Here is a 25,363-nt window from a genome sequence, read left to right as displayed (position 1 = left end):
CAAAACCCCGGACGCTCGCTCACTTAGGTATCCAGCGATCCGCGTGTTCATTCAGATGTGAGCGGGCGTTGGGAAATGCGCCGTCAGATGTGAGCGGGCGTTGGGAAATGCGCCGTCATATGTGAGCGGGCGTTGGGTTAGTTGGCTGCCGTGAAGCGGGCGCGGCGGTGGGCCGGAATTTCGATTTCGTCCAACATGGCGACCGCATAGTCCTGGGTGGAGATGGTGTTGCCGGCGGGAGAATCCTTGGCAGTGGAGTACTTTCCCGTGCGCTCACCTGGCTGGATGACCGGCGCGGGCGCGAGTACGGTCCAATCCAGGTTCTCGGGGGCTTCCTTGACGGCGGCGAAAGCTGCGGCCGCCGTGGTTGCCTCGGCCTTGTACGCCTCAGGGAAGTCGGGCGAGTCGAGGAGTCGGACGCCGTCGATCTCCAGCGTGCCTGCGCCGCCGACGATCATGAGGCGCGTGCCTTCGGCGTTGCTGTAGGCGGTGTCCATTGCCGCAAGCCATTCTCCGTGGTCGCCGCCGGTGCGGCTCGGGCCGGTGGCGAGGATGACGGCGTCGTGCTCTTTGGCGATCGCCGCGAAGCTCTGGCCATCAGCGAGATCTGCGGCGATCGCCTTCGCCCCGGCAACCTCTGAGCCCTTGCGGGAGATGGCGGTTACTTCATGGCCGCGGGTGAGGGACTCGTTGACGATCTGGCTTCCGACCATGCCTGTTGCGCCGTAAACTGCGATTTTCATGACTCTCCTTGGGTTGCTATCCTTGCAATATCAAAACAGTATCTAATTGATACTGATAGCTTCAAAGGAACTTAGTTACCTCATGGATACCACCGACCTGCCAGCGAACATCCTCGACCCTGATTGCCCGTCGCGAGTGATCTTTCAGCGCATCGGAGACAAATGGGCCTCGTTGGTGGTCCAGGTCCTCGCGGATGGCCCTATCCGCTTCTCCGAGCTTCGCAAGATGGTCCACGTGGTGACGCCCAAGGTGCTCACCCAGACCCTTCGCACCCTGGAGCGCGACGGTCTTATCACCCGGACCGTCCACGCGCAGGTGCCCCCGCGCGTCGACTATGAACTGACCGAGCTTGGAGCTTCCCTGTTGGAGCCATTGAACCTTTTGCGTCTCTGGGCGGAGGACCACGTGCCCAGTATTCTCAAGGCTCGCGATGCCTATGACGATGCCCAGGACGAGGCTTTAATCGGCGGCTGACCCGCCTCGCCTTCGCCAACTGACTCGCAGTAAGTGTCGTTTTGAGGGCTCAGAACGACTACTGCGTGGGCCCACGCCGCTAGGGTTCCCTGGCCGAGCTTGCGAGGCGAGGGTGGCGGTGGGGACTAGTTGGGCTGACAGGTACGCCCAAACCGAGGCGCCCGTCCCGCATGGTTGCGACCGAATCGGTGAGCGGCAGGAACTCGGTGTCGTGCGTGACCATGACGGTCGCCGTCGCGAATTCGTCCGTGACCTGCCGCAACAACCGCACGATCGATTCACTGCGCTCGTGATCCAAGGCAGCCGTCGGCTCGTCGACGAGCAGCACCCGGGGCTGGCCCATGAGCGCCCTCGCGATGTTTACGCGCTGCCGCTGGCCTCCGGAGAGCTGGTGCGGCCGCCTATTGAGCGAAGTCCCGAGCCCGACGACGTCGAGCAGTTCCGTAGCGCGCTTTCGTGCCTTAGCGGCGGGCCTTCCCCGGAGGTGGTCGCCGATGATCAGCTGCTCGACGGCGGTCAGTGACGGCAGGAGATTGGCTTGCTGGAAGATGATGCCCACCTTTTCCCGGCGCATGGAAGTGAGTTCTGTGTCCTTGAGTCCGGTGGCATCCGTGCCGTCGATGATGACGAGCCCGGAACTTGGCCGGACCAGTGTTGCCGCCACGGCCAGAAGCGAGGACTTTCCTGAGCCGGACGGGCCCGCGAGGGAAAAGAATTCGCCGGCGTCCACGCGGAGATCCACGGCGTCCAGGGCCTTGAGGGTGGAGTCTCCGTCGGGGTATTCCAGGGTGACATTGACGAGGTTTAGTGCGGAGTTCATGAATATGCCTTTCGTGGAATATTAACTGTTCGAATGGCCTAGTTGCCGCCGAGGGCGATCAGCGGATCCACTCGGGTGATGCTGCGTACGGCAACCGCTGCACCGCCAAGGCCGAGGATCACGATCCCGGCAATCGGGACGAGCGTAGTCAGCGGAGTCACGAGGAACGGGGCCGCCTTGGCTGCGAAGAAGCCGCCCAGCACACCAAGGCCCCCACCCAGTCCCGCGCCGGCGAGCAAGACGATTCCCGCTTGGACCAATGCGTCCCGCACCACATAGCCGGAGGAGGCACCCATGGCCTTGAGCACCGCGATGTCCCGTGTGCGCTGAACAGTCCAGACGGTCAGGAATGCCACGATGACAAGCGCCGAGATGCCGTAGAGGAAGGCCTGCATGAGCATCAGGGAGCCGTTTTCGCTCTTGTAGGAGCCGAGGGCCTGGAATGAGCCGCTGGGGGTGGCGCTGACAGTACCGGCCACCGCATTGGCGGCGTCGAGGTCCACGGAGGCACCGGCGTCGTACGTCACAGCGAGAACCGTCCCAATCGATTCCCCGGCAGGAATATGTGCGAGCTTCTGCCACGTGGCCAGGGAGGTCCAGATGACTCCGGTGTGCGAATACCACTCGTCCCGGGTGACGGCGGAAACCGTCAGGTTGGTACCGCCTACGGTCACGCGGGTCCCGATAGTCAGCCTCAGTTCCTTCGCCAAGGACTCCCCGACCACCACCTCGCTCTCCTTGACCGCCACTGGCGAGATGCCGCCGTCGGCCCCGAAGACCGCGACGTTGGCGGTGCCCGCGGCATTATTGGAGGAATCGAGGGACTGGAACCGCGTCTGGCTGATACCCACGGCCTCGGCAGAAGCAACACCCGGCCGGTTCCGCCAGGCTTCGAGCTGCTTGTTGGACACCTCCGATTCCGTATAAGACGCCTTGGCCTCGCCACCGGCGGGCGCGCCGAAGGCGATTTGCTGCGCTGGAAGGCCTGCAATGGCCGACGTCGACTGGTTGCCGAGGCCCGCGGTCAGTCCGGAGAGCATGACGAGAAGGAGTGTGATGAGGGCGACGACGCTTCCCATGAGGGCGAAGCGGCCCTTGGCGAAGCGGATGTCGCGCACTGCGAGAAACATGGAATTCCTTTGGTTCGGAGGCGATCTTCTGGTTCTGTTTCAACTCTCCGGGCAGTTGGCGCATGAAACATCAGGAAGTGGATGGACCCAACCGATCGTCTTGATTGACCCGCGGATCAACCGTTTGGTTGATTGGGCCCGAATACCACGGAATCGGGGCAAGAGCGTCGGCGGGCGAGACTACGCTGGAGGGCATGCAGGGAGACGATTTGCCGCAAGCCACAGCGCAGCCCAGCGTCACAGCGCAGCCCAAAGAGACGGTGCAGCCCAGTGGCTCGGCCATGATTTTGCGTGTCCTGCGCGTGAGCCTGCACGTCGGTTTCGCCGTGCTTCTGCTGGTCGCCGTCCTCAGGCTTGCGGTGGCGGGACTTTCCCCTTTGGCCACCGGTTCCGGCCTCGGTCTCGCGCTGCTACTGGCTGCTGTCTACCTCGTGGGGACGGTTCTCGAAAAGAGGCACGCCGGCAACCCTGAGCGCTTCGATCCGAAGCCTTACGCACGCTGGTGGCTCGCCGTCGTGGGTTTCCTGTGGCTGCTGCTCATGCTCATCAGTCCGGACTTCGCGTGGATAGCTTTCCCGTTGTTCTTCCTGCAACTGCATATCTTGCCGCGGCGATTCGCCCTCCCAGCCATAGCGGCCAGCACCGCACTGCTGATCGCGGCCATGTGGTTCCATAACCGTGGTGCCGGGGCGGATGCCTTGCAACTTGCCATGGTCCTCGGGCCTGTTTTCGGGGCCGCCTTCGCGGTTGTCACCGGCCTGGCGTATCGGGCGCTGTACGTCGAGGCAGAGAACCAACGGCTCGCCGCTGAGGAATTGCGCCGCACCCGGGCCGAGCTGGCACGCAGCCAGCACGACGCTGGTGTGCTGGCTGAGCGCGAACGACTCGCCCGTGAAATCCACGACACCCTGGCGCAGGGATTCTCGAGCATCGTCCTGATGGGGCGCTCGGCCGAGAAGGCCCTCGACGCCGGTGACAACGCCGCGGCCCGTGACCGGCTCAGGACCGTCCGGGAGACAGCAGCCAGCAACCTTGCGGAGGCCCGCAATTTTGTCCGGGGACTCGGGTCCCCGGAGCTGGACGAGTCCACCCTTGCAGACACCCTGCGTCGCCTTTGCGCCAAGACCGAGGCCGAGGCCGCCGCACGTGGAGCGACGTTGCGCTGCCGCTTCGAGCTCCAGGGCACACCGGTGGCGCTTCCCAACCCTTACCAGACCACTTTGTTGCGCGCGGCACAGTCTTCCCTTGCGAACGTGTGGGCGCATGCCCAGGCGAGCACCGCCGTCGTCACCCTGTCCTTCCTGGACGCAGAAGTGACCATGGACGTGTTCGACGACGGCACGGGCTTCGACCCCGCAGCGGCCGCTGCCGCGGCAATCCGCAGTGACGGAACCGGCGTCGGGCTCAAAAGCCTGCGCGAGCGGCTCGCGGCCCTGGACGGAACCCTCGATGTCGAGTCGGCTCCCGGCGAGGGGACTGTGGTGGCAATCCGGCTGCCCTTGGGTACTGGAAACCCGGCTTTGGAGGCATCCCCATGAGCAACAACATCAGGGTTTTGCTAGTTGACGATCATCCCGTGGTCCGCGCAGGGCTCCGGGCCATGCTTGCCGATTTTGAAGGCGTCCAAGTGGTGGCGGAAGCGGCCGACGGGGGCGCCGCGTTGGCTGAACTGGCAAAGCTCCACACCCTCGGAGAACCCGTGGACGTGGTCCTCATGGACTTGCAAATGGGCTCGGGGATGGACGGCGTCACCGCTACCGGCAAGATCAAAGCCGGTGAAGCCGGAACTCCCCCACCGCCGGTCCTGATCCTGACCACCTACGACAACGACGCCGACATTCTCGCCGCAGTAGAAGCCGGTGCCAGCGGATACATGCTCAAAGACGCGCCACCCGAGCAAATCCGGCAGGCTGTAGTGTCTGCGGCGGCGGGTCAAACAGCCCTTGCGCCGGAGGTCGCCGCGCGGCTCATGGGGCGGATCCGCAATCCGGTGCACGCCCTGAGCGCGCGTGAAGTGCAACTCGTGGAGCTCCTCGCCACTGGCATGAGCAACCGTGCGATGGCGAAGCAACTCTTCATTTCCGAGGCCACAGTCAAGACCCATTTGGTGCACATTTACGGCAAGCTGGGCGTCGACAACCGGACGGCGGCCATCGCAGCGGCAACCCAGCGCAGGATCATCCGGAGTCAGTAGGATCTGCGGGAAGCCCAGGCGCCTGAAGCATCACAAAAGCGCAACGTGCTGTGATTTGGATCATTCCGGTCGGCCCAAGAAGGCATAATGGCGCAAATGGGGAAAATCAAGAATCTTGTCCTGGGGCTTGCAGCCCTGATGATTGCAGGCTCGCTGACCGCTTGTGATGACGGCCGCTCCGGGGCGGAAGGCGCTGCGAAGCAGCTCGCGTCGTCCCTGGCAGCGCTCGACGTCGGATCGCTCGCCGTTGACGGCAAAGACGCCGCAGCGGCGAACGAGCAGCTCAAGTCCGTGTTTGCGGCCCTCGATCCGGCCAAGCCGTCCGTTGAAAGCGGCGCTGTGAAGCTCGACGGCGACAAAGCGTCGGTCCCGCTCAACTTCACGTGGAAGATCGGAACTGCGGAGTGGAAATACAGCTCCCAGGCCGCACTGAAGAAATCCGGCGACAAATGGGCCGTCCAATGGAATTCGGCCCTCTTGGAGCCGGACCTTAAGGACGGGGAGGTACTGGACAAGACCGTCACTTCGCCGTCCAGGGCAGATATCCTCGGCGCGGGCGACGCGAAATTGGTCAGCTACCGTCCGGTGGTTCACGTGGGCATCGACAAGACAACGATTGGATCGGTTGATCCTGCAGCTTCTGCAGCGAAGCTCGCACAACTGGTCGGCGTGGACGAAGCCGCGTATGTGAAACAGGTCCAGGCGTCCGGCCCGCAGGCATTCGTCAGCGCCATCACCCTGCGCGAGGACGGAAGCCGGACGGTCACTGACCAGCAGATTGCGGCGATTCCGGGCGCCCGTGCCATCCGCGATTTTCTGCCCTTGGCACCGACCCGCACCTTCGCCCGGGCTGTGTTGGGTACCGCGGCTGAGGCAAGCGCCGAACAGATCCAAAAGGCCGGGGGTGCCCTCAGGGTAGGAGACACTGTGGGAACAGGCGGCCTGCAGGAGCAGTATGACGCGCAACTCCGAGGTCAGGATGGAGTCTCCATCAAGGCCCGGCCGCAGGGCATGACCGACGACCAGATCAAGGCCGCAAATCCGGATCCCCGCCGAGTGCTTTTTGCCGTCAATGCGAAGCCCGGCGATCCGCTGAAGACCACCCTGGATCCGCGCTTGCAACAGCTCGCCGAAGACACTCTGACGGGGGTTGGCCCGGCCTCGGCCATAGTGGCGCTCCGCCCCTCCACCGGTGCCGTCCTCGCAGCAGCCTCCGGCCCTGGAAGCAACGGTTACAACACGGCAATGCTGGGCCAGTACGCGCCGGGTTCCACGTTCAAGATCGTTGATTCCCTTGCCTTGATCCGCAATGGAATGACACCGGATTCCAAGGTGGACTGCACGCCGACAATTACTGTGGACGGCCGGACCTTCAAGAACGCCGAAGGTTATCCGGCGTCATCGCTTGGCTCGGTTGCTTTGCGGGACGCTTTTGCCCATTCGTGCAACACTGCCTTCATCAGTTCCCGGGACAAGGTCAGCCAAGCCCAGCTCGAATCCGCGGCAACTTCATTGGGAGTGGCAGTCCAAGCCTCGAAACTGGGGGCCGATGCCTTCCTGGGATCCGTGCCGGGAAACGCCGACGGCACCGAGCACGCGGCTTCGATGATCGGCCAGGGCAAAGTGCTGCTTTCCCCGCTGGCCGCTGCCATTATGGCCGCCTCGGTGGCCCACGGCGCGCCCGTGTCGCCGCAGCTCGTCCTTAACCCCGGCTCAGCCTCACCCTCCGCGGGTGCCACCCCGACGGCGTCCGGCGCGCCAGCGTCGCCGGCCTCCCCCGTCGCGCCAGCGTCTCCCGCCGCGCCAGCGTCCGACAAGCCGGTTACGCCGGCGGAGGCAGCCGCGCTTAGCGACATGATGAGGGCTGTGGTGACCTCCGGCCACGCGGGTTTCCTCGCGTCGGTGCCGGGGGCACCCGTTGGCGCGAAGACTGGGACGGCCGAGTTCGGAAACGACAATCCGCCCAAGACGCACGCCTGGATTGTCGCAGTGCACGGAGATCTGGCGGTGGCAGTGTTCGTGGAAGACGGTGGGCTCGGTGCGACAACCAGCGGCCCGCTGCTCAAATCGTTCCTCACTGCGGCTGGCTGAGCCGTCTGCAGACCGCTGGTGTTTGTTCTCTGGATGGACGTATTCTCAGGCTGTCACGCCGCGCCTTCTGCTGGAAGGTAACGCTAAGGAGCAACAGCAACGAGGGGAACCCATGTCGACGCCGCAGCAAGGATTTCAGTCCGCTTACCCACCACCGTCCGATCAACGCCCTGTGAGCATGGATCAGTTGCAGTGGTACATGGAGGGCATGAGGCACGCGCGCCTGGCGGCTGTGTTCGGCCTGATCGGAATCTTCTCATTGGGCGTTGTTTTCGGACCCTTGGCGATCATGCAGGCAAAGAAGGCCGAGGGATTCGGGGTACCGGCGCAGGAAGGAAAGGTCCTCGGTTGGGTGGGGATCGGCCTGTTCATCCTTTGGGTCCTGTTTTTCGTCGCCTACATTGTCCTGTTCGCAGCGATCATCGCGAACTTGCCGCACACCCCGTACCCGGGCCACACCGGCACGTAAACGGAACATTCCTGAGCGCGCCAGACTGTGCTGAACAGTATTAGGGCGCGATATGTGAGCGAGCGTCGCCAGAAAGGGGGATATATGTGAGCGAGCGTCGCAGGGAGGGGCCGCGCACTCCTCTGGACAGGTCTCCCTGACGGGTGCACACTTAATTCAACGCTTGTTGAATTATTTGCAACGGTGGGAGTGGCCATGAACCAGCCTGAAAGCACCACGTGCGTCATCGCGGGCGGGGGTCCTGCGGGGGTGATGCTCGGACTCCTCCTGGCCCGGGCCGGCGTCGAGGTCACAGTGCTCGAAAAGCATGCCGACTTCCTGCGCGACTTCCGCGGCGATACCGTCCATCCCTCCACCATCCGGCTCTTGGATGAGCTTGGGCTGGGCGAGGGATTCCGGGCGTTGCCCCAAAGCAAGCTCGGCAATTTCAAACTCCCCGCGGGCGGCAAGGAAGTGACCCTGGTCGACTTCGATCGCCTCAAGCCGCCCTACGATTACGTAGCCATGGTTCCGCAGTGGGACCTCCTGAATTTCCTGGTGGACGCCGCACAGCAAGAGCCGCAGTTCACGCTCCGGATGAACACCGAGGCCACGGATCTGCTGTACGACGGCGGCGGGAAGGTCGCCGGGGTGGCGTACCGCATCCGGGACGCGGCGTCCGGAGTGGAAACCGGGACGGGGGAGCTTCGCGCGACGTTGACGGTGGCATGCGACGGCCGCAGCTCGGTGCTCCGGCAGAAGGCAGGACTGGTCCCCCGCGAGTTCCCCGTGCCCTTCGACACCTGGTGGTTCAGGCTCTCCCGGCGCGCGGACGAACAGGGACAGTTGGCCTCGATCATGCCCCGCTTCTCCGGCACCGATGTGCTCCTCAGCCTGACGCGCAAGGACTTCTACCAGATCGGCTACATCGCGGAGAAGGGCAAGGACCCGCAAATGCGTGCCGAAGGGGTGGAGAGCTTCCGTGCCCGCGTGGCCCGAATCCGCCCGGATCTTGCGGACCGCGTGGATGAAATCAGGTCCATGGACGATCTCCATTTGCTCGATGTGAAGCTCAACCGGATCAAGCCCTGGCACAAACCAGGCCTCCTCCTCATCGGAGACGCCGCCCACGCGATGTCTCCCGCAGGCGGTGTGGGGATCAACCTGGCTATCCAGGACGCCGTTGCCGCGGCCCGGCGCATCGCCCGCCCATTGCTTCAGGGCACCCTTGTCGAGGCAGATCTCGCTTCGGTGCAGAAGCGCCGCTGGTTCCCCACCGTGGTGATCCAGAATATGCAGCTCCTCATCCAGAAAGCGGTCTTCGGCCCCGCAGTAAAAGGCCAGTTGGTCGGCCCGCCGGGTCCGGTGGTCTTTGCCGCCCGACACGTACCCGGATTCGGGAAACTTCCAGCGCTCATGATCGCCTTCGGGCCGCGGCCCGAGCACGCCCCGGACTTTGCGCGCCGGAAGCCCGCCGTGAATCGGAAACCGGTGTGAGCAGGGGTCGCCGCCCGGGACAGGTGAGCAGCCGGGACGCGGTTCTCCGTGCGGCCCGCGAACAGTTCAGCCGCAAGGGATATGATGCGGCAACAGTCCGGGCCATCGCGGCCGAGGCCGGCGTGGATCCATCCATGATCAACCATCATTTCGGCACGAAGGAGCAGCTGTTCATGGCTGCGCTCGAGTCACCCGTGGATCCCAAGGAGCACGTGACGGCTGTTCTGACCGGGCCGAGGGGGGACGTCGGGGAGAGGCTGGTGGCGCGCTTCCTGACCGTGTGGGACTCGCCCGCGGGGGCAGCCGGGGTCGCGGTTCTGCGGACGGCGATGCAACATGAGTGGAGTGCCGCCCTGGTCCGCGAGTTCATCCTGAACCGGGCTATCAATCCGCTTCTGGCTGGCCTTGGGGTGCCCGCGGAAGAGGCATCGTGGCGCGGAAACCTGGTGGCATCGCAGCTTTCCGGACTCATCCTGACCCGTTACTTGATCAAACTGGAGCCAATCGCTTCGGCGCCGCACGCCGTCGTCGTCGGGGCACTGGGGCCGACAATCCAGAGGTATCTCACCGGTGCGGTAATCGGCGAACTGTCGGCCTGAGTGGGCGGCTGAGGAGTCCGCCGCGGTCCGTGGGAAGATTGGGCAGTGGCCCATATTGATATTTCCGGCATCGACTACTTCCTCTCCGACGGCACCCAGCTGCTCAACGGTGTGACCTTCAAGGTCCCGGACGGCAGCAAAACAGCGCTGATCGGGCCCAACGGAACGGGAAAGACCACCCTGTTCAAGATCATCGCCGGCGATCTCACGCCTGACGAAGGTGTGGTGGGCCGTTCCGGCACCATGGGCATCATGCGCCAATTCGTTGGCCAGGTCCGCGATGAATCCACCGTGCGCGACCTGCTCGTTTCCGCCGCGCCGCCGGCCCTCGCCTCGGCCGCGAAGGCGGTCGAGGACGCTGAGCTCGCCATGATGGAGCACGACGACGAGCCAACCCAGATGCGGTACGCCCAAGCGATCGTGGACTGGGGAGACGCCGGAGGGTACGACGTTGAGACCGTCTGGGACGAGGTCTGCATGGCCGCTCTCGGCATCCCCTTTGACCGCGCACAGCACCGACCGGCGTCGAGCCTTTCGGGCGGCGAGCAGAAGCGGTTGGTGCTTGAGGCCCTGTTCTCCGGACCGGACCAGCTCCTGCTCCTTGACGAACCGGACAACTATCTCGATGTTCCGGGCAAGCGTTGGCTCGAAAGCAAGCTCAACGAATCCAAGAAGACGGTCTTCTTCATCAGCCACGACCGCGAGCTGCTCAACAACGCCGCGGGCCGCATCGTGACGCTTGAACCCGGCATCAACGGTGCCGGCGCCTGGGTGCACGGCGGCGGTTTCGGCACCTATGTGGACGCGCGTATCGACCGCAACGCGCGATTCGAGGAACTGCGCAAGCGCTGGGACGAGGAGCACCTGAAGCTCAAGGAACTCGTCATCATGTACAAAACCAAGGCTGCATTCCGCTCAGACATGGCCAACAAGTACCAGGCCGCTCAGACGCGGCTCGCCAAGTTCCTGGAGGCCGGACCGCCCGAAGCCCTGCCGCTGGAGCAGAACGTGCACATGCGCCTCAAGGGAGGCCGCACGGCCAAACGCGCCGTAGTGGCTGAAAAGCTTGAACTCACGGGCCTGATGAAGCCGTTCTCTGCCGAGATCTGGTTCGGGGACCGCGTGGGCGTGCTCGGTTCCAATGGCTCGGGCAAGAGCCACTTCCTGCGGCTCCTGGCTGCCGGCGGCACCGACCCGGAGCGCGAGCATTTGCCGGTTTCGGACGTCGAAATCGCTGAAGTTCCGCACGAGGGCACCGTTAAACTGGGTGCCAGGATCCGTCCCGGATTCTTCGCGCAGACCCATTCCCGCCCGGACCTCCTGGGCCGGACGCTGCTGGACATCCTGCACCGGGGTGACGAACACCGTTCCGGACTGGGCCGCGAGGCTGCTTCCGGCGCGCTCGACTCCTACGGGCTGGTGGGCTCGGCCGAGCAGAAGTACGAGTCGCTCTCCGGTGGGCAGCAGGCGCGTTTCCAGATCCTGCTCCTCCAGCTGTCCGGCGCCACGCTCCTGCTTCTGGACGAACCCACGGACAACCTGGACCTGCACTCAGGCGAGGCCTTGGAACGCGCGATCGACGCGTTCGAGGGCACGGTTCTGGCCGTCACGCACGACCGTTGGTTCGCGAAGTCCTTCGACCGTTTCCTCGTTTTCGGATCCGACGGCAAGGTCTACGAATCCGCCGAACCCATCTGGGACGAGTCCCGGGTAGAACGGGCGCGCTGACTTCCAGCAGACTCCGTTCGCGCGCGACGCCGTTACCGGTCTTGGGAACGCCCGCTCACCTTTGGTGCGTTTTTTCGGAACGCTCGCTCACCTCTAGTGAGCGAGCGTCGGCCTGAAACGCCTCAAAAGTGAGCGAGCGTCTGAGCCGTTCGGCACGCAGGGCGCCTTCGGCGCCTAAGTTCCCGCGCCCAGGCCCATATGATCACCAATGATGATTAGATGATCATTACCGGATAGCATATGAGCATGAGGACTGCGGACCGCCACCGGCTCATTGGCGAGCTGCTGCGCAAGCGCGAAGAGATCACCGTTGACGAACTCGTTGCCGAATGCGGAGCATCGGGGGCCACTATTCGGCGCGACCTGGAAATCCTCGCGTCCCACGGTGTCCTTCGCCGGGTGCATGGCGGCGCCCGCAGCCTCGTGGACCGCGGCGACAACCCCGGCTATGGGCAGCGCGAACTGGAGGACCAGGACGCCAAGGAGAGAATCGCCGTCGCCGTCGAACGGTTGCTCCGCGACCGCGATCACGTGTGGCTGGACAGCGGTTCCACGGCAACGGAGATCGCGCGCCGGCTCGCGCCGCGGGAATTGACCATCATGCCGATGTCCCTTCGCGCGGTGGAATTCCTGGCGACGGACCTTCCCTCTGGGCGGCGTCCGGGTCTCCTGTTGCCCGGTGGCAGCCTGGTTCCCGGCGAGCAGTCATTCCGGGGACCGATGGCAGAGGCCAACATCCGCTCATTGCGCTTTGACACCGCCATCGTCACGCCGTGTGCCATCAACCTCAAGGACGGCCTGCTGGCGCACGATCTCGAGGATGCCGCGATCAAGCGGGCAGGCTTGGAATCGGCCGGGCGGGTGATCGTGGCCTGCACGGGAAGTAAATGGAATGCACAGGCCGTGGCCTTGGTTGCAGCCATGGACGCGGTAGATGTCATTGTGACGGACCGGAAGCCAAGCACTGAAGAACGCACCCTACTTGAAAGTCTCTCCGTGGAAGTTGTGATCGTATGACCACCAGCACCCGAACCGCTCCGAACGTCAAAGCCGCGGCAATCGCCACTTTCCTGGTTTTCGGCATGAACGGGCTGGTCTTTGCCAGCTGGGCGGCCCGCATACCCGCCGTCACCCAGACCCTGCACCTGACGTCCGGACAGATGGGCACCCTCCTGCTGTGCACCGCCGTCGGTTCCCTTGTGGCGCTGCCCTCCGCGGGATGGGTTGTCGGCAGGATCGGTACGGCCAATACCGTCCGCGCCGCCGGGCTCCTGGCCGCCTCCGCCGGAGCGGCTATCGCCTTCTCGTTGATGGCCGGATCCGTGGCCGCCACTGCGCTGGCGCTCTTTTTCTTCGGTGTAGGGGTCGGTCTGTGGGACGTGTCGCAGAATATCGAGGGGGCCGACGTCGAACATCGGCTCGGGCGCACCATCATGCCGCAGTTCCACGCCGCTTTTAGCGGGGGTGCCTTTGTGGGTGCGCTGGTTGGCGCGTGGCTTTCCGAGATCGGCGTTGGACTTCCGGAGCACCTGCTGGTCATTGCCGGCGTCGTAGTTCTTCTCACTTTGACGGCGCCGCGCTACTTCATGCCCCACGAAGCCAAAGGAACAATGCCCGACGGCGGCGCGCCCGCTGTCAAGGGTCCGTCGGCTTGGCGGGACTCCCGCACCCTGTTGATCGGTGTGGTGGTGCTGGGAGCGACCCTCACGGAAGGGGCCGGAAACGACTGGATCGCCAAGGCCTCGGTGGATGGCTTGAATACTTCCGAATCGGCAGGCGCTCTTTTGTTTGCGCTCTTCGTGGCGGCGATGACCCTGATGCGTTTCCTTGGCGGCCGTGCGATCGACAGGTTCGGACGCGTAGCCGTGCTGCGGGTCAGCATGGCCGCCGCAGCAGTGGGGCTGGCTCTCTTCGTTTTCGCGGGCAACCTCATCCTTGCCGGGGTGGGTGCGGCCCTGTGGGGTATCGGCGCAGCCTTGGCCTTCCCAATGGGCATGTCCGCTGCTGCCGATGATCCTAAACACGCAGCCGCGCGCGTCTCGGTGGTCTCGACAATCGGCTATGTGGCGTTTCTCGCCGGCCCACCGCTTCTGGGATACCTAGGTGACCACACCGGCATCCACATGGCCCTGCTTGCCATCGGGGCGCCGATCCTGATCGCACTGTGGCTGGCCGGCGCCGCGAAGCCCCTGGTTAAGGGCAACTGATCCCCACCGCCACCCTCGCCTCGCAAGCTCGGCCAGGGAACCCTGGCGGCGTGGGCCCCCGCAGTTGTTGTCGTTTTGAAGGCTCAGAACGACAACAACTTCGAGTCAGTTGGGTGGTTACGGGGCTGAGGTGGCGGGAGCCGAAGGAACTGCGCTCGGCGATGCCCCGTTGGTAGGAGCGCCGCTCTGCCGGTTCCGTCCCTGGCCGCCTTGGCCGTTGAAGTTCTGGAACTGGCCGCGGCCGGGACGGGCCTGGCCGGCATCCATGAGCTTGGTGACGCCGACGCCGGCAAAGAATCCGACGGCAACCAGCAGCACCGCGAGGAGGATCTGCGTCAGGCGACCCATCTTGAAGCGCTTCTTGGGCACGAACGGTTCCGGCGTCTGGGGTTGGCCCCAACCCTGTCCGGTGGGTTCCAGGCCGGTGGCTTGCAGGACCGCTGTCGGCTGTCCGGCGTGGGGCTGTTGCGTGTAGGGCTGCTGGGGCTCCGGCTGGTTCGTGGGGCCGGGCTCCGGTGCTGAATAGGACATTTGTGGATCTCCTGTTGGCTGTTTCTTTTTGAGTTGGTGGGGAGTTGCTGGAGGTGGAACTGCGGGCGGTTATTCGTACCGCAGGGCGTCGATCGGCCGCAGTTTCGCTGCCTTGTTGGCAGGGTAGATTCCGAAAATCAGGCCGATCGCCGCGGATACGAGGAACGACAGCCACACGGTCCACCACTGGACTTCGGGTTGCGTTCCGAGCAGGGGGAAGGCGCTCCCGATGTAGCCCGCAGCGATTCCCAGCAAGCCGCCGATCAGCGAAATGATGAGCGACTCGATCAGGAACTGGCTCACGATGCTGCCCCGCGAGGCTCCGATCGCCTTGCGGATGCCGATTTCGCGGGTACGTTCGGTGACCGTGACGAGCATGATGTTCATGACGCCGATTCCTCCCACCAGAAGCGAAATGCCTGCCACAGCGCCCAAAAGGATGGTCAGCGTGGCCGTGGTGGTGGTGGCCGTCGTGAGGATCTGCGCCTGGTTCCGCACTTGGTAGTCGCGGTTGGCGGAGGTGACGTTGTGCCGGGCATCGAGGATCATCTGAACCTCGTTCTGGGCCTGGTTCATCACGTCCGCAGACTTCGCCTGGACCGTGATGGAGGCGAGGGACGGCGAGTATCCGGTGAACTTGTCCTGGGCCGCACTGTAGGGGATCACCACAATGTCGTCTGGATCGTTGAGCCCCGAGGACCCCTTTTGGGCCAGTACGCCGGAGACCACGAAGTTCTGGCCGTTGAGGGCGATCGTCTGCCCCACGGCCGAGGTCACCGAGCTGCCCACCAGGTCCTGCGCCACGGTGTTGCCGATCACGGCCACTGCGGTGCCGCTGCTTGCGTCACCGTCGCTGAAGTAGGACCCCGCCGCGAGGGTGTCGTTCGAAATGGAAAAGTACGACGGCGTGGTCCCCACGAACGTTGCGACCGCGTGGGTTGCGTCCTGGTAAGTACCCGTGACGTTCTGTGCCGTGACCACCGGAGCCGTTGCGGCGACGTCGGGGGCCATGACAGGATCCGTCAGCGCGGCCATGTCCTGCAGCGTGAGGTTGGTGCCACGGGACCGCGGACCGGTGACGGCTTGCCCGCCGCCCGCGGCGCGGCCGCCCGCCGTCGTCTGGCGGCTCACAGTGAGCACGTTGGTTCCCAGCTTGCCGATCTGGGCCTTGATGGCGTTGGAGGTTCCGGCTCCCACGGCCAGCAGGATGATGACGGATGCGATGCCGATCAGGATGCCCAGAGTGGTGAGGATGGAGCGCATCTTGTTGGCCATCACCCCGGTCAGGGCGAAGCGAACTGATTCGGCGATCATCATGCCGGCACCGCCGTCGCTACTGGGTGCGCATTAACGGCGCGGACCCGGTGGTCCTCAATGATGTGGCCGTCCTGGAAGCGCAACACGCGGTTGGCCCGCGCCGCGACGTCGGCTTCGTGGGTGATCATCACGATGGTCCGGCCGTTGGCGTGCAAGGACTCGAAGAGATCCAGGATTTCGTGCGAGGACTTGGTGTCCAGTGCACCCGTCGGCTCGTCGGCCAGCAGCAGCACCGGGTTGGTCACGAGCGCCCGGGCGATGGCAACACGCTGTTGTTGTCCGCCGGAGAGCTGCGAAGGCTTGTGGTCGGCCCGCTCCGCCAAACCCACGGAATCGAGCACTTCCAGGGCCCGCTCGCGCCGTTCCTTGCGGTGCACTTTTGCGTAAGCGAGGGGCATGGAGACGTTGTCCACGGCCCGCGTGCGCGGTATCAGGTTGAAGTTCTGGAAGACGAAGCCGATTTTCCGGTTGCGGATCTGCGCGAGCTGGAATTCGTCCAGGGTCCCGGTATCGATGCCGTCCAGGTGATAAGTCCCCTGGGTGGCGCCGTCGAGGCAGCCGATGATGTTCATCATGGTGGACTTTCCGGAGCCCGAGGCGCCGATGATGGCCACGAAGTCGCCCCGGTCAATGGAGATGCTGACGGAGTCGAGTGCCCGTACTTCGGCCTCCCCTTTGCCATAGATCTTGCTCACGGAGTCCAGTTGGATGACGGCGTCGTTCACGGCTGCTTACCCGCCATTTCCGCGGGTGCCACCGGTGCCGCCCGTAACTCCGGCGCCGCCCGTGCCACCGAATCCGCCCGTACCGCCAAGTCCGCCCGTCCCGGTTCGTCCGGTAGTGCCTGTGGTGTCCAGGGTGGAGGAGATGGCCGGGAGTTCAATCTGATCGCCCGCGCTGAGTCCGGTGAGCACCTGGGTGCGGCCATTGTCCGTGATCCCGGTGGTGATGGTCACCGCCGTCGAGGTCCCGTTCTTCATCACGTTGACGGTCTGCTTGGTTCCGGTGGTGGTGATGGCCAGCGAAGGCACCGTCAAAGCGTTCTTGGCGGTCGCAGTCGTCACGGAGATGTTTGCGCTCTGGCCGAGCCGGAGGGCAGCCGGGGGGTTCTTGATGGAGATCGTCACGGGGTAGCTGACCACGTTGTTCGTGGTTGTGGCGTTCTGGGCGATTGCCGTGATGGTTCCGGTGACGGGTGCCGCGGAGGGGTCGGTCTTGAGCGCCGGGAAGGTGAAGGTGGCGGAGTCGCCGGTCTTCATGGCGGCAATGTCGGATTCGGCGAAGTTGGCGATGACCTGCAGATGCGCGGTGTCGCTGATGGTGATCAGTCCGGAGGACGATGTGCTCGCCGCGCTTGTGGAAGAGCTGCCGGAGGAACCGGAAGCTCCAGAAGAACCGGAAGCCGAGGACCCGGATGAGCCGGAGCTGCTGCCGGCATTGCCTCCGACGACGGCGTTCACAGCGGTGACCGTTCCTGAAACCGGGGCCGCGAGTGAGCAGGACGCCAGGTTCTTGGTTGCGGTGTCGACGGCAATCTGGGCCGACGTCGTGTTGGATGTGGCGCCCCCACCGCTTTGGGCGGAATTCAGGGCCGTCGCAGCCGAGGCGATCTGCTCTTTGTCCTTGAGGGCCGAACTGGCTTGCTGGTTGACGGCTTGGGTCAGTGCCTGGTTGTCCTTCGCCAGCTGGGCCTGTGCCGTATTGAGCGCGTTCTGGGCCGGCTGGCTGCTGGGCTGGGCGCTGGCAGCGGTCTGATCCGCAGCGACAGTCGCATTGTCATTGTTCACGGCTGTCTGCGCGGCGGCGACGGCACTGGCCTGCTGGCTCGCGTCCAGGTTGGCCGTTTGTTGGGCGTTGGCCAGGCTCTGATTCGCCGAAGCTACCTGGTTGCTGGCTGAGGCCTGCTGTTGGTTTGCCTGCGCGGCGGCGGAATCCAGTTGGGCCTGGGCGACGGCCAGGGCGTTCTGGGCGTTCGTCGGATCAATGGTCACCAGCACCTGCCCGGCCGTGACTTGCTGACCGGTCACAGCGGAAACAGTGGCGATGGGCCCGGTGCAGTTCTGCGCGTTGATGACCGTGGTGCTTGCGGGCGAGACGTTTCCGCTCGCCGTAGAGACGGCGGCGAGGTCCGCTGCGCTGACCGCGACGGTGCGGGCGGTGGTGTCGGCGGCCGTTTGCGGCACGCCGTTCAGCACGAAGAAGGCGCCGGCGGCAATGCCGATAACGGCCACCCCGATGCCGCTGTTGATGAGTTGAGGCTTTGAGAGCATGCCCGAAGACTATGATCGCTCTCTTGGAGAAGACCGAGTGCTACCTGATGGTTTACCCTATGTGACGCCCTGCGCGGCGTGCCGATTCCCTTGAGTTTGTGGGGAAGAACGACCCCCACAATCCCACATCCATACCAGCCCGCCGATAGTCTGGTGGAATGCGAAGCATGCTGCGATGGGGATCAGGGCGGATAGCGCGACTCGATCGGGCGGCGGTCCGAGCAGTCTCGCGGTGGCCGGAGGGCTCGCATGACGCCGTTCTGAAAAACCTCTCGGAGGCCGCTACCAAGGGCAAGCTCTGGTTTGCTATCGCTGGCGTTTGCGCGGCATTTCCCGGTAAACCCCGCAACGCGGCGATCCACGGACTCCTGGCCCTTGGCATTGCGTCGGCCGTCACCAATCTCGGTTTCAAGACGCTTCTTCCGCGGACGCGGCCATTGCCCGGGCTCCTGCCGGCTTTCCGCTTTGTCAACCCGCAGCCCACAAGCTCCTCGATGCCGTCGGGCCATTCGGCGTCGGCCGTTGCATTCACTCTTGGTGTCGCCCTGGTGAATCCCCGCCTTGGAGCAGTTTTGGCTCCTGTTGCCGCGGGCGTGGCGTATTCCCGGGTTCACACAGGCGCCCACTGGCCCTCCGACGTCGTGCTCGGCTCGGCGATCGGCGCCGGAGCGGCCCTCCTGACGCGAAAATGGTGGCCGGCCCGGCCTCCCGTTCCGGACACGGACCGTTCACCGGCCGACGCGCCCGGTGTCGGCGACGGCGAGGGGTTGAGCATTGCGGTCAACGCCCTCGGCGGTTCCTACTCGCCGGAGACCGAAACCCAGCTTCGGGAAATATTCCCCAAGTCGCATATAAGCCTGATTTCCGATGGTGATGACGTGGTTGCAGAAATCCGGGCCGCAGCAGGGCGGCCCGGGACGAAGGCCTTGGGCGTGTGGGGCGGCGACGGAACGGTCGGCACTGCCGCGGCGGCCGCCGTCGAGCACTCGTTGCCCTTACTGGTGCTGCCCGGCGGAACGCTGAACCATTTCGCACGTGACGTAGACGCCCGATCGCTGGAAGGGGCCCTACAGGCCGCCAAAACGGGAGCAGCAGCATGGACAGACCTGGGCCATGTGAGCGCGGGCCGCGGCGTCGATGGCAAGGACGAGACCACCGAGCGCATCATGCTCAATACGGCAAGCATCGGTGTCTACCCCAACCTCGTGCGGCGACGCGAACGGCTGCAGCCCGCCCTGGGGAAGCCCCTCGCGGGACTCGTCGCAGGCCTGCGCACCTTCGGCGCGGCAACGCCGACCACCCTCCGGATCAACGGCGTCCCCCACAAGTTGTGGATCCTCTACCTGGGCCGTGGCCGCTACTACCCGCGCGACCTGGCGCCGCTGACGCGTCCTGTGCTTGACGACGGCGTGTTGGACATCCGCATGGTCACGGCCGATGAGCCTTTTGCGCGGCTGCGTCTGCTGTGGGCGGTCCTCACCGGAACCGTGGGTACCTCCAAGGTGACCCACCTTAGCGAGGCTGCGGAGCTCAGCATCGAAGCGATCGGAGAACCGCTAGTGATTGCGGTCGACGGCGAGCCGTTGCCTGGTGTGCGGACCGCGGAGTTCACTGTCAAGCGCCGGGCGATGCGGGTGTATTCGCCGCTTTACTAGAGTTTCCTAGCGCTTTCCCAGTGTCGGGAAGACCTGACCGCAGCCGGCATCATCCATAGGGACTACCCTGAGCGGCCCCTGAATCATCCCTGAGACCGGCGTATTCCGCCGTGCCGGTGGTTAGCGTTGTCCTTACAGTCACCACATAGCTGCAGCAAGCGGAGGGAACGCTTCCATGATTGAGGCAACAGGCTTGAGGAAGGTCTACGGCGCAAAGACAGCCGTGGACGGAATCAGCTTCACCGTACAGCCCGGGAAAGTCACGGGCTTCCTTGGCCCGAACGGTGCCGGTAAGTCCACCACCATGCGCATGATCATGGGTCTCGACCGTCCGACGTCGGGCGACGTCATCGTCAACGGCCGGCATTACTCCCAGCACAAAGCCCCGCTCCACGAAGTGGGAGCGCTGCTCGATGCCAAGGCGGTGCACACCAGCCGCAGCGCGTACAACCACCTGCGCGCCATGGCCGCCACCCACGGGATTCCGAACTCGCGCGTTGAGGAAGTCATCGAGATGACGGGCCTTACCGCAGTTGCCAAGAAGAAAGCCGGAGGCTTCTCCCTCGGTATGGGCCAGCGGCTTGGCATCGCCAACGCACTCCTGGGTGATCCCCAGACGCTCATCCTCGACGAACCGGTCAACGGACTGGATCCTGAGGGCGTCCAGTGGGTCAGGAACCTTGCGCGCTACCTGGCAAGCCAGGGCAAGACCATCTTCATTTCCAGCCACCTCATGTCCGAGATGGCCCAGACCGCAGACCACCTCATTGTGATCGGTCGCGGCCGGATCATCGCAGACACCACGGTGGATGCGCTGATTGAGAGCCAGTCCCGCAAGCGCACTTTGGTCCGTACCTCGGAGACCACTCGCTTGTCCGAGTTGCTGGCCCGCGACGGTGTCCGGGTGGAGCAGAACGAACGTGAAACCCTGGAGGTGTACGGAGTGGAGCCGCTCCGCATCGCCGAGCTCGCCCTCGACAACCGGGTACTGGTTTACGAGCTCACTCCGCTCACGTCGTCGTTGGAAGAGGCCTACTTCCAGCTGACCAAGGACGAATTGGAATACCACTCGCACATCACCGGCGGACCGACCACACCGGGCGGGCCGCTGAACGGAAGCCCCGCCGGCGTCGGCGGCACATCCGCTGCCACCATGGAAGGGATCCAGTCATGAGCACCACCATCAACAAGAAACATGCGGTCCCGTCAGCCGGGACCGGTGGCGTCACTTTCCTCCGGATACTGAACTCCGAATCCATCAAGTTCCGGACCCTCATGAGCACTAAGCTCCTGTTGGTCCTGACCTTCGTGGCCATCGTCGGCATCGGCCTGCTGTCCGCCTTGGTCCGCTGGAACTTCATCAACCAGATGGTCGAAGTCGGCCGGCAGGGTCATAAAGAATCGGTGCAGCAAGCCGTCGCCTCCTTCCCGCCAGGTTCGGGATTCGATCTTTACAACCTGCCGAACGCCGGACTCAACATCGGCATCCTCGTCATGGGTTCCCTGGCCGTACTCTTCATTGCCTCTGAGTACGCCACTGGCATGATCCGGTCAACTATGAACGCGGGTCCGGGACGGCTCTCCACCTTCGGCGCCAAAGCCGTGGTCCTGGTTGTGGTCTCCTATGTCCTTTCGGTAGTGGCCGGCGTCGTGACCTTCCTGGTGGCGTCGCCCATGTTCGCCAACTTCGGCCTTGACCTCGGATGGAACACGGACGGTGTCCTCTACAGCGTTTTCACCGGCGGCCTTTACGTCTCCGGGGTCGCGCTGATCGGCCTCTCGCTCGGAACACTGCTGAAGAACCCGGCCGGCGGCATCACCGTCCTGGTGGGCATCATGTTTGTCCTCCCGTTCGCCGGCCAATTCCTCGGCCTCGCACCCGGAGACTTCTGGAAGTACGTCCCCCAGTACCTGCCCAGTGAGGCCGGCGGCCGCTTCTTGTCGATCGGCCACGTAGACGGCACCCTGGATCCCTGGGCGGGCGGCCTCGTGTTCCTCGGCTACGTCATCTTGTTCATGATTCCTGCCCTCATTGTGCTCAAGAAGCGCGACGTCTGATTCGCAATCCACGGACACCCGCTCGGGCAAGGCCACTAGGCTCAAGCCATGAGTGAAGAGTTGCCAGCACAGGACGCGTCGGCCCACGTGGCCGACGCGTCCTTTGCTGAAATCACGCTGCGCCGCCGTGGCAGGATCCGCCGCTATCTTTTTGAGCACCCGCGGGTCATGGACGCGGTGGTGGTGCTTTGCTATTCGCTGCTGGCACTTCCTACGTTCATCAGCTCCATCGTGGATGGCAAGTGGTTCGCCGCCCTGCTGCTCGTCGCCATTGCCGCCATCCTGTTCCTTCGACGCCGCAATCCCCTCAGTGTCACTGCGGCCGTTGCGGTCCTCGAAGTGGCCGTAACGCTGCTGAACCCCTGGGGTTCGAACGTCTCCGCGGGACTGTGGTTTGCGTTGTATGCGGTGGCTGTGGCGAGGGCCCGAACCTTCGCGTTGACTGTGTTTGGCGCCGCGAGCCTGCCGCTGACCCTCGTGTACCTGTTCATGTGGACCAGCCCGGCGACCCCGTCCAACGGCGAGGCGGTTCCGGAGAATTTCCACCTCATCAGCAACATCGCCGCCGCGGCCAGCATTTTGTTGTCCAACCTGATCGCCACCGGCATCGGGATTTCGGTCCGGCAGCGGCGCGAGCACGAGAGCGAGATCAGGGCCTGGGCGGCACGCACGGCCCGCTTGGGTTCCGTCACCGAACGCAACCGGATCGCCAGGGAGATGCACGACGTCGTGGCCCACTCCCTCACAGTCATGATCAGCCTCTCGGACGGCGCCGCCGTTGTGGTCAAGAAGGATCCGGAGCGCGCGGGTGAGGTGCTTGGCGAACTCTCCCGCACGGGCCGGACTGCGCTGGCCGACATGCGCCGCGTCCTCGGCGTGCTGCGGGAAGACTCTGCACGTCCTGCTCCTTTGGAGCCCCTGGTTTCCGGGCACGACCTAAGCAAGCTGCTCGATGGATTCCGGACGGCAGGGCTGCCGTTGCACTATTCGCACACGGGACCTGCCCTTCCTGAAGACCCGGCGTTCCAGCTCACCGTCTACCGGATCGTGCAGGAATCCCTGACAAACGTGCTCAGGTACGGCCGTTCCTCGAGCCAAGTGGATGTGAGGATCGTGCGGGAGGGCGACTCGGTCACCATTGAAGTGCTCGACGACGGCCGGGGCTCCCGGGATCCGGGCACCGAAGAGGCGGTCCTGGGAACGGGCCAAGGCATCGCGGGGATGCGTGAACGTGCGGGAATCTATGCTGGAACGGTGGATGCCGGTCCTGGAATACACGGCGGGTGGCGCGTTCATGCGGAGCTGAACTGGAATGGCGACAAGGGGAAATCATGACTGACAATGCTCCCATCAGGGTTCTGCTGGTGGACGACCAGCCCTTGCTGCGCATGGGATTTCGGCTGATCCTGGAAGGCGAAGACGATCTCGAGGTCGTAGGCGAAGCCTCCGACGGCGCCGAAGCAGTCCGGAAGGTCGAGGAACTGGAACCGGACGTGGTGCTCATGGACGTCCGGATGCCTGCCGTGGATGGAATTGAAGCCACACGGCGGATCACGGCCTCGGAGTCAAACGCCAGGATCATCATCCTGACTACTTTCGACCTCGATGAATATGCCTTCTCAGGCCTTCAGGCAGGGGCCTCCGCGTTCCTGCTGAAGGATGTTGCGCCTGCGGAGTTGGTCCAGGGCGTCCGGCTCGTGGCCAGCGGCGACGCCGTGGTGGCTCCGAGGGTCACCCAGCGGCTCCTGGAGACCTACGTCCGCGGGGGTCGCGTGCCCGGCCAGGCCACAGCCCAAGCCCGCGATCCGCTTCTCGAAGAATTGACGCCCCGCGAAACCGAGATGCTGGAGGCTATCGCGGGAGGGCTGTCCAACGCGGAAATCGCCCACAAGTTCTTTCTTTCCGAGGCAACGGTCAAGACCCACGTCCGGCGGATCCTCACCAAGCTGCACTTGCGCGACAGGGTCCAAGTGGTGGTCTACGCCTACGAAACAGGACTCGTGATCCCGAGCAACCCTGATTACTAACGTCAGTCTGAGCTCTATTTGGCTGCTTAGCTTGAAATGCAGGCGGAACCGCGGATTCTCTTCGTCATGGATTTGCTGGATAACCCTGTCAGGCATCGGGGCGCTCCGCTATGGTATGGCTCATGGGGGAACCGCGGAGCGAAGTTGTTGGGCAAAGTAACCAGGCTGCTTCTCGCCTGGGGACTGAAGCGCCGGGCAAGTTCTGGATGCTGGCGTGGTTGGCGTTCCTTCCGTTTGCCTTGATTCGGTCCGAAAACCTCGCCGAGTCAGATACATTTTGGCAGGTCCGCACGGGGCTCCTTATGATCGCCGAAGGTCGAATTCCCTCAGTGGATCCGTTTTCGTGGACCGTCAGCGGAAAACCATGGACGCTAAACTCGTGGGTTTTCAACGTCGTCCTCGGCTTCTCTTACGAAGCGGCCGGTTTGGTGGGTGTTGCTCTTGTCTGCGCATGCTTCGTCGCCGTCATCTGTGGACTGGTGCTGCTTCTCGCCCGGCGCCTGGGAGCAGCGCCGGTACTGTCCGCTTGGGTGCTTCTGATTGGAGTGCCATTGTTGACATTGTTTTTGTCGGCGCGGCCCCAGCTCGTGGATTACATTGCCGTCCTGGCACTCGTGATGTTCCTACAGCGGCTGGTAGAGGTGCCTAAGCCGGTTTGGCCGCTCATTGCTATCGCCGTCCTGACGACTCTTTGGGTCAACTTGCACGCGGGAGCTTTGCTGGGCGTGGCAATTGTGGGTGCCAGTGCCCTTTTGGTGTTCTTGAGACGAAGCACGCGCAGCCGATCAGGCTGGTTTCTGGCAGCGCTACTAGTAACAATGCTTTGCTCACTCGTAAATCCTTACGGCGCAGGGCTGCTCGCCCAAACGCTGCAAGTCAAGAGTGAATCGACTGTCATTACGGAATGGCAGCCATTCAACCCGGCTGATCCATTGCAGCTTGTTATGTTCGCCATCGGTCTTCTCGGACTTGGCGTTGCGGCACGCCGAGGAGACCCGGTATTCACGGCCGCTATCGGAGTTGCGGCCTGCGGATCAGTGGCCGCAATGCGCGTCCTTCCAATCCTTGTCTTGCTTGCGTTGCCGGTTCTGGCGGCGTTTGCGTCACACGAGGTGGTGTTGCGCTACTTTGCCAGTCGCCGACGGTTGTTCTTCCAAGGTGCCACCGCGGTCCTCGTGATCGCTATAGGGCTAGCAGTTTTCAATCTCCCTTTCTTCGGCCGTCCGGATCCAGCACATTTCCCTCGCGCAGCCATCCAGGCCATTCCGGCTGGTTGCAAGTTGTTCAACGAATACCAGCTGGGCGGACTGGTGATCTTAGAAAGGCCCGATGTGCCAGTGTCCATTGATTCGCGAAATGATCTCTATGGCGCGGAGCGGGTCACGCAATCCTTGCGCGTCCTCGATGGCCAAGGGGATCTGAACGAAGGGCTGCGCGGTGCGGACTGCGTCCTGGTCCCTCCCGCTACCGGGCTGGCCCGCTGGCTAAACACAAACCCCGGCTGGGTCCTCAAATCAGCCGAACCCACGGCAGAATTGTTCATCCGACGTTGAACGACGGGCCGGCAAATCCG

General features: G+C 64.1%; 23 protein-coding genes. 16 read left to right on the top strand and 7 right to left on the bottom strand.

Annotated features, from left to right (window positions below; genetic code table 11):
* Positions 1-137 precede the first annotated feature (137 nt).
* Positions 138-743, bottom strand: a complete 606-nt coding sequence (locus AC4CS3_RS06180) for an NAD(P)-dependent oxidoreductase (RefSeq protein ID WP_490782670.1) — start codon at positions 741-743, stop codon at positions 138-140.
* Between the two features lie 82 nt (positions 744-825).
* Here AC4CS3_RS06180 and AC4CS3_RS06175 point away from each other — a divergent pair, with 82 nt between their 5' ends.
* Positions 826-1,218 carry a winged helix-turn-helix transcriptional regulator gene (locus AC4CS3_RS06175; protein ID WP_490782669.1) on the top strand — a complete coding sequence of 131 codons (393 nt, stop codon included), beginning with the start codon at positions 826-828 and terminating at the stop codon, positions 1,216-1,218.
* Between the two features lie 79 nt (positions 1,219-1,297).
* Here AC4CS3_RS06175 and AC4CS3_RS06170 read toward each other — a convergent pair whose 3' ends face one another.
* Both AC4CS3_RS06170 and AC4CS3_RS06165 read right to left on the bottom strand, forming a co-directional pair.
* Positions 1,298-2,038 (bottom strand): ABC transporter ATP-binding protein, encoded by a 741-nt coding sequence (locus AC4CS3_RS06170; protein WP_490782668.1) that lies wholly within the window; start codon positions 2,036-2,038, stop codon positions 1,298-1,300.
* 38 nt (positions 2,039-2,076) lie between these two features.
* The gene (locus tag AC4CS3_RS06165) at positions 2,077-3,168 is read right to left on the bottom strand and encodes an ABC transporter permease (RefSeq protein WP_490782667.1); all 1,092 of its coding nucleotides are present in this window, start codon (positions 3,166-3,168) and stop codon (positions 2,077-2,079) included.
* Between the two features lie 281 nt (positions 3,169-3,449).
* Here AC4CS3_RS06165 and AC4CS3_RS06160 point away from each other — a divergent pair, with 281 nt between their 5' ends.
* From AC4CS3_RS06160 to AC4CS3_RS06120, 9 genes are all read left to right on the top strand, one after another.
* Complete coding sequence (locus AC4CS3_RS06160) at positions 3,450-4,706, top strand: sensor histidine kinase (RefSeq protein ID WP_490782759.1); 1,257 nt, start codon at positions 3,450-3,452, stop codon at positions 4,704-4,706.
* Complete coding sequence (locus AC4CS3_RS06155) at positions 4,703-5,362, top strand: response regulator (protein WP_490782666.1); 660 nt, start codon at positions 4,703-4,705, stop codon at positions 5,360-5,362. Before AC4CS3_RS06160 ends, AC4CS3_RS06155 begins: the two co-directional genes overlap by 4 nt.
* Before the next feature lie 96 nt (positions 5,363-5,458).
* Positions 5,459-7,453 carry a penicillin-binding transpeptidase domain-containing protein gene (locus AC4CS3_RS06150; RefSeq protein WP_490782665.1) on the top strand — a complete coding sequence of 665 codons (1,995 nt, stop codon included), beginning with the start codon at positions 5,459-5,461 and terminating at the stop codon, positions 7,451-7,453.
* Positions 7,454-7,625: 172 nt separating this feature from the next.
* The gene (locus AC4CS3_RS06145) at positions 7,626-7,922 is read left to right on the top strand and encodes a hypothetical protein (protein WP_490782664.1); all 297 of its coding nucleotides are present in this window, start codon (positions 7,626-7,628) and stop codon (positions 7,920-7,922) included.
* Positions 7,923-8,117: 195 nt separating this feature from the next.
* On the top strand, positions 8,118-9,398 hold the full coding sequence (locus AC4CS3_RS06140) for an FAD-dependent oxidoreductase (RefSeq protein WP_490782663.1): 1,281 nt from the start codon (positions 8,118-8,120) through the stop codon (positions 9,396-9,398).
* On the top strand, positions 9,395-9,997 hold the full coding sequence (locus tag AC4CS3_RS06135; protein WP_490782662.1) for a TetR/AcrR family transcriptional regulator: 603 nt from the start codon (positions 9,395-9,397) through the stop codon (positions 9,995-9,997). Before AC4CS3_RS06140 ends, AC4CS3_RS06135 begins: the two co-directional genes overlap by 4 nt.
* Positions 9,998-10,042: 45 nt before the next feature.
* Positions 10,043-11,725, top strand: a complete 1,683-nt coding sequence (locus AC4CS3_RS06130; protein ID WP_490782661.1) for an ABC-F family ATP-binding cassette domain-containing protein — start codon at positions 10,043-10,045, stop codon at positions 11,723-11,725.
* 246 nt (positions 11,726-11,971) lie between these two features.
* A complete protein-coding gene (locus tag AC4CS3_RS06125) occupies positions 11,972-12,742 on the top strand; it encodes a DeoR/GlpR family DNA-binding transcription regulator (RefSeq protein WP_490782660.1) in 771 nt (256 codons plus the stop codon).
* Positions 12,739-13,932: an MFS transporter gene (locus tag AC4CS3_RS06120; protein WP_490782659.1), complete on the top strand. Its 1,194-nt coding sequence runs from the start codon at positions 12,739-12,741 to the stop codon at positions 13,930-13,932. Before AC4CS3_RS06125 ends, AC4CS3_RS06120 begins: the two co-directional genes overlap by 4 nt.
* Before the next feature lie 117 nt (positions 13,933-14,049).
* On the opposite strand, the gene AC4CS3_RS06115 is transcribed toward AC4CS3_RS06120, so the two are convergent.
* From AC4CS3_RS06115 to AC4CS3_RS06100, 4 genes are all read right to left on the bottom strand, one after another.
* Entirely contained in the window at positions 14,050-14,463 is a 414-nt protein-coding gene (locus AC4CS3_RS06115; protein WP_490782658.1) for a hypothetical protein, read from the bottom strand.
* A gap of 69 nt (positions 14,464-14,532) precedes the next feature.
* Positions 14,533-15,780 carry an ABC transporter permease gene (locus tag AC4CS3_RS06110; protein WP_490782657.1) on the bottom strand — a complete coding sequence of 416 codons (1,248 nt, stop codon included), beginning with the start codon at positions 15,778-15,780 and terminating at the stop codon, positions 14,533-14,535.
* Positions 15,777-16,505: an ABC transporter ATP-binding protein gene (locus tag AC4CS3_RS06105; protein ID WP_490782656.1), complete on the bottom strand. Its 729-nt coding sequence runs from the start codon at positions 16,503-16,505 to the stop codon at positions 15,777-15,779. Before AC4CS3_RS06105 ends, AC4CS3_RS06110 begins: the two co-directional genes overlap by 4 nt.
* A 6-nt stretch (positions 16,506-16,511) precedes the next feature.
* On the bottom strand, positions 16,512-18,050 hold the full coding sequence (locus AC4CS3_RS06100; RefSeq protein WP_490782655.1) for an efflux RND transporter periplasmic adaptor subunit: 1,539 nt from the start codon (positions 18,048-18,050) through the stop codon (positions 16,512-16,514).
* Positions 18,051-18,208: 158 nt separating this feature from the next.
* Here AC4CS3_RS06100 and AC4CS3_RS06095 point away from each other — a divergent pair, with 158 nt between their 5' ends.
* The 6 genes from AC4CS3_RS06095 (at position 18,209) to AC4CS3_RS06070 (ending at position 25,343) form a co-directional block, all read left to right on the top strand.
* Entirely contained in the window at positions 18,209-19,705 is a 1,497-nt protein-coding gene (locus AC4CS3_RS06095) for a bifunctional phosphatase PAP2/diacylglycerol kinase family protein (protein WP_490782654.1), read from the top strand.
* 175 nt (positions 19,706-19,880) lie between these two features.
* Positions 19,881-20,879: an ABC transporter ATP-binding protein gene (locus AC4CS3_RS06090; protein WP_490782653.1), complete on the top strand. Its 999-nt coding sequence runs from the start codon at positions 19,881-19,883 to the stop codon at positions 20,877-20,879.
* The gene (locus AC4CS3_RS06085; RefSeq protein ID WP_490782652.1) at positions 20,876-21,763 is read left to right on the top strand and encodes an ABC transporter permease; all 888 of its coding nucleotides are present in this window, start codon (positions 20,876-20,878) and stop codon (positions 21,761-21,763) included. Before AC4CS3_RS06090 ends, AC4CS3_RS06085 begins: the two co-directional genes overlap by 4 nt.
* A 48-nt stretch (positions 21,764-21,811) precedes the next feature.
* Positions 21,812-23,098 carry a sensor histidine kinase gene (locus AC4CS3_RS06080; protein WP_490782651.1) on the top strand — a complete coding sequence of 429 codons (1,287 nt, stop codon included), beginning with the start codon at positions 21,812-21,814 and terminating at the stop codon, positions 23,096-23,098.
* Positions 23,095-23,790 carry a response regulator gene (locus AC4CS3_RS06075; protein ID WP_490782650.1) on the top strand — a complete coding sequence of 232 codons (696 nt, stop codon included), beginning with the start codon at positions 23,095-23,097 and terminating at the stop codon, positions 23,788-23,790. The genes AC4CS3_RS06080 and AC4CS3_RS06075 overlap by 4 nt, the downstream gene beginning before the upstream one ends.
* A gap of 329 nt (positions 23,791-24,119) precedes the next feature.
* On the top strand, positions 24,120-25,343 hold the full coding sequence (locus AC4CS3_RS06070) for a hypothetical protein (protein ID WP_490782649.1): 1,224 nt from the start codon (positions 24,120-24,122) through the stop codon (positions 25,341-25,343).
* Positions 25,344-25,363 lie beyond the last annotated feature (20 nt).

The sequence above is a fragment of the Arthrobacter sp. SE2 genome (genome assembly GCF_058244265.1).
This window is presented reverse-complemented; position numbering and strand designations above follow the sequence as displayed.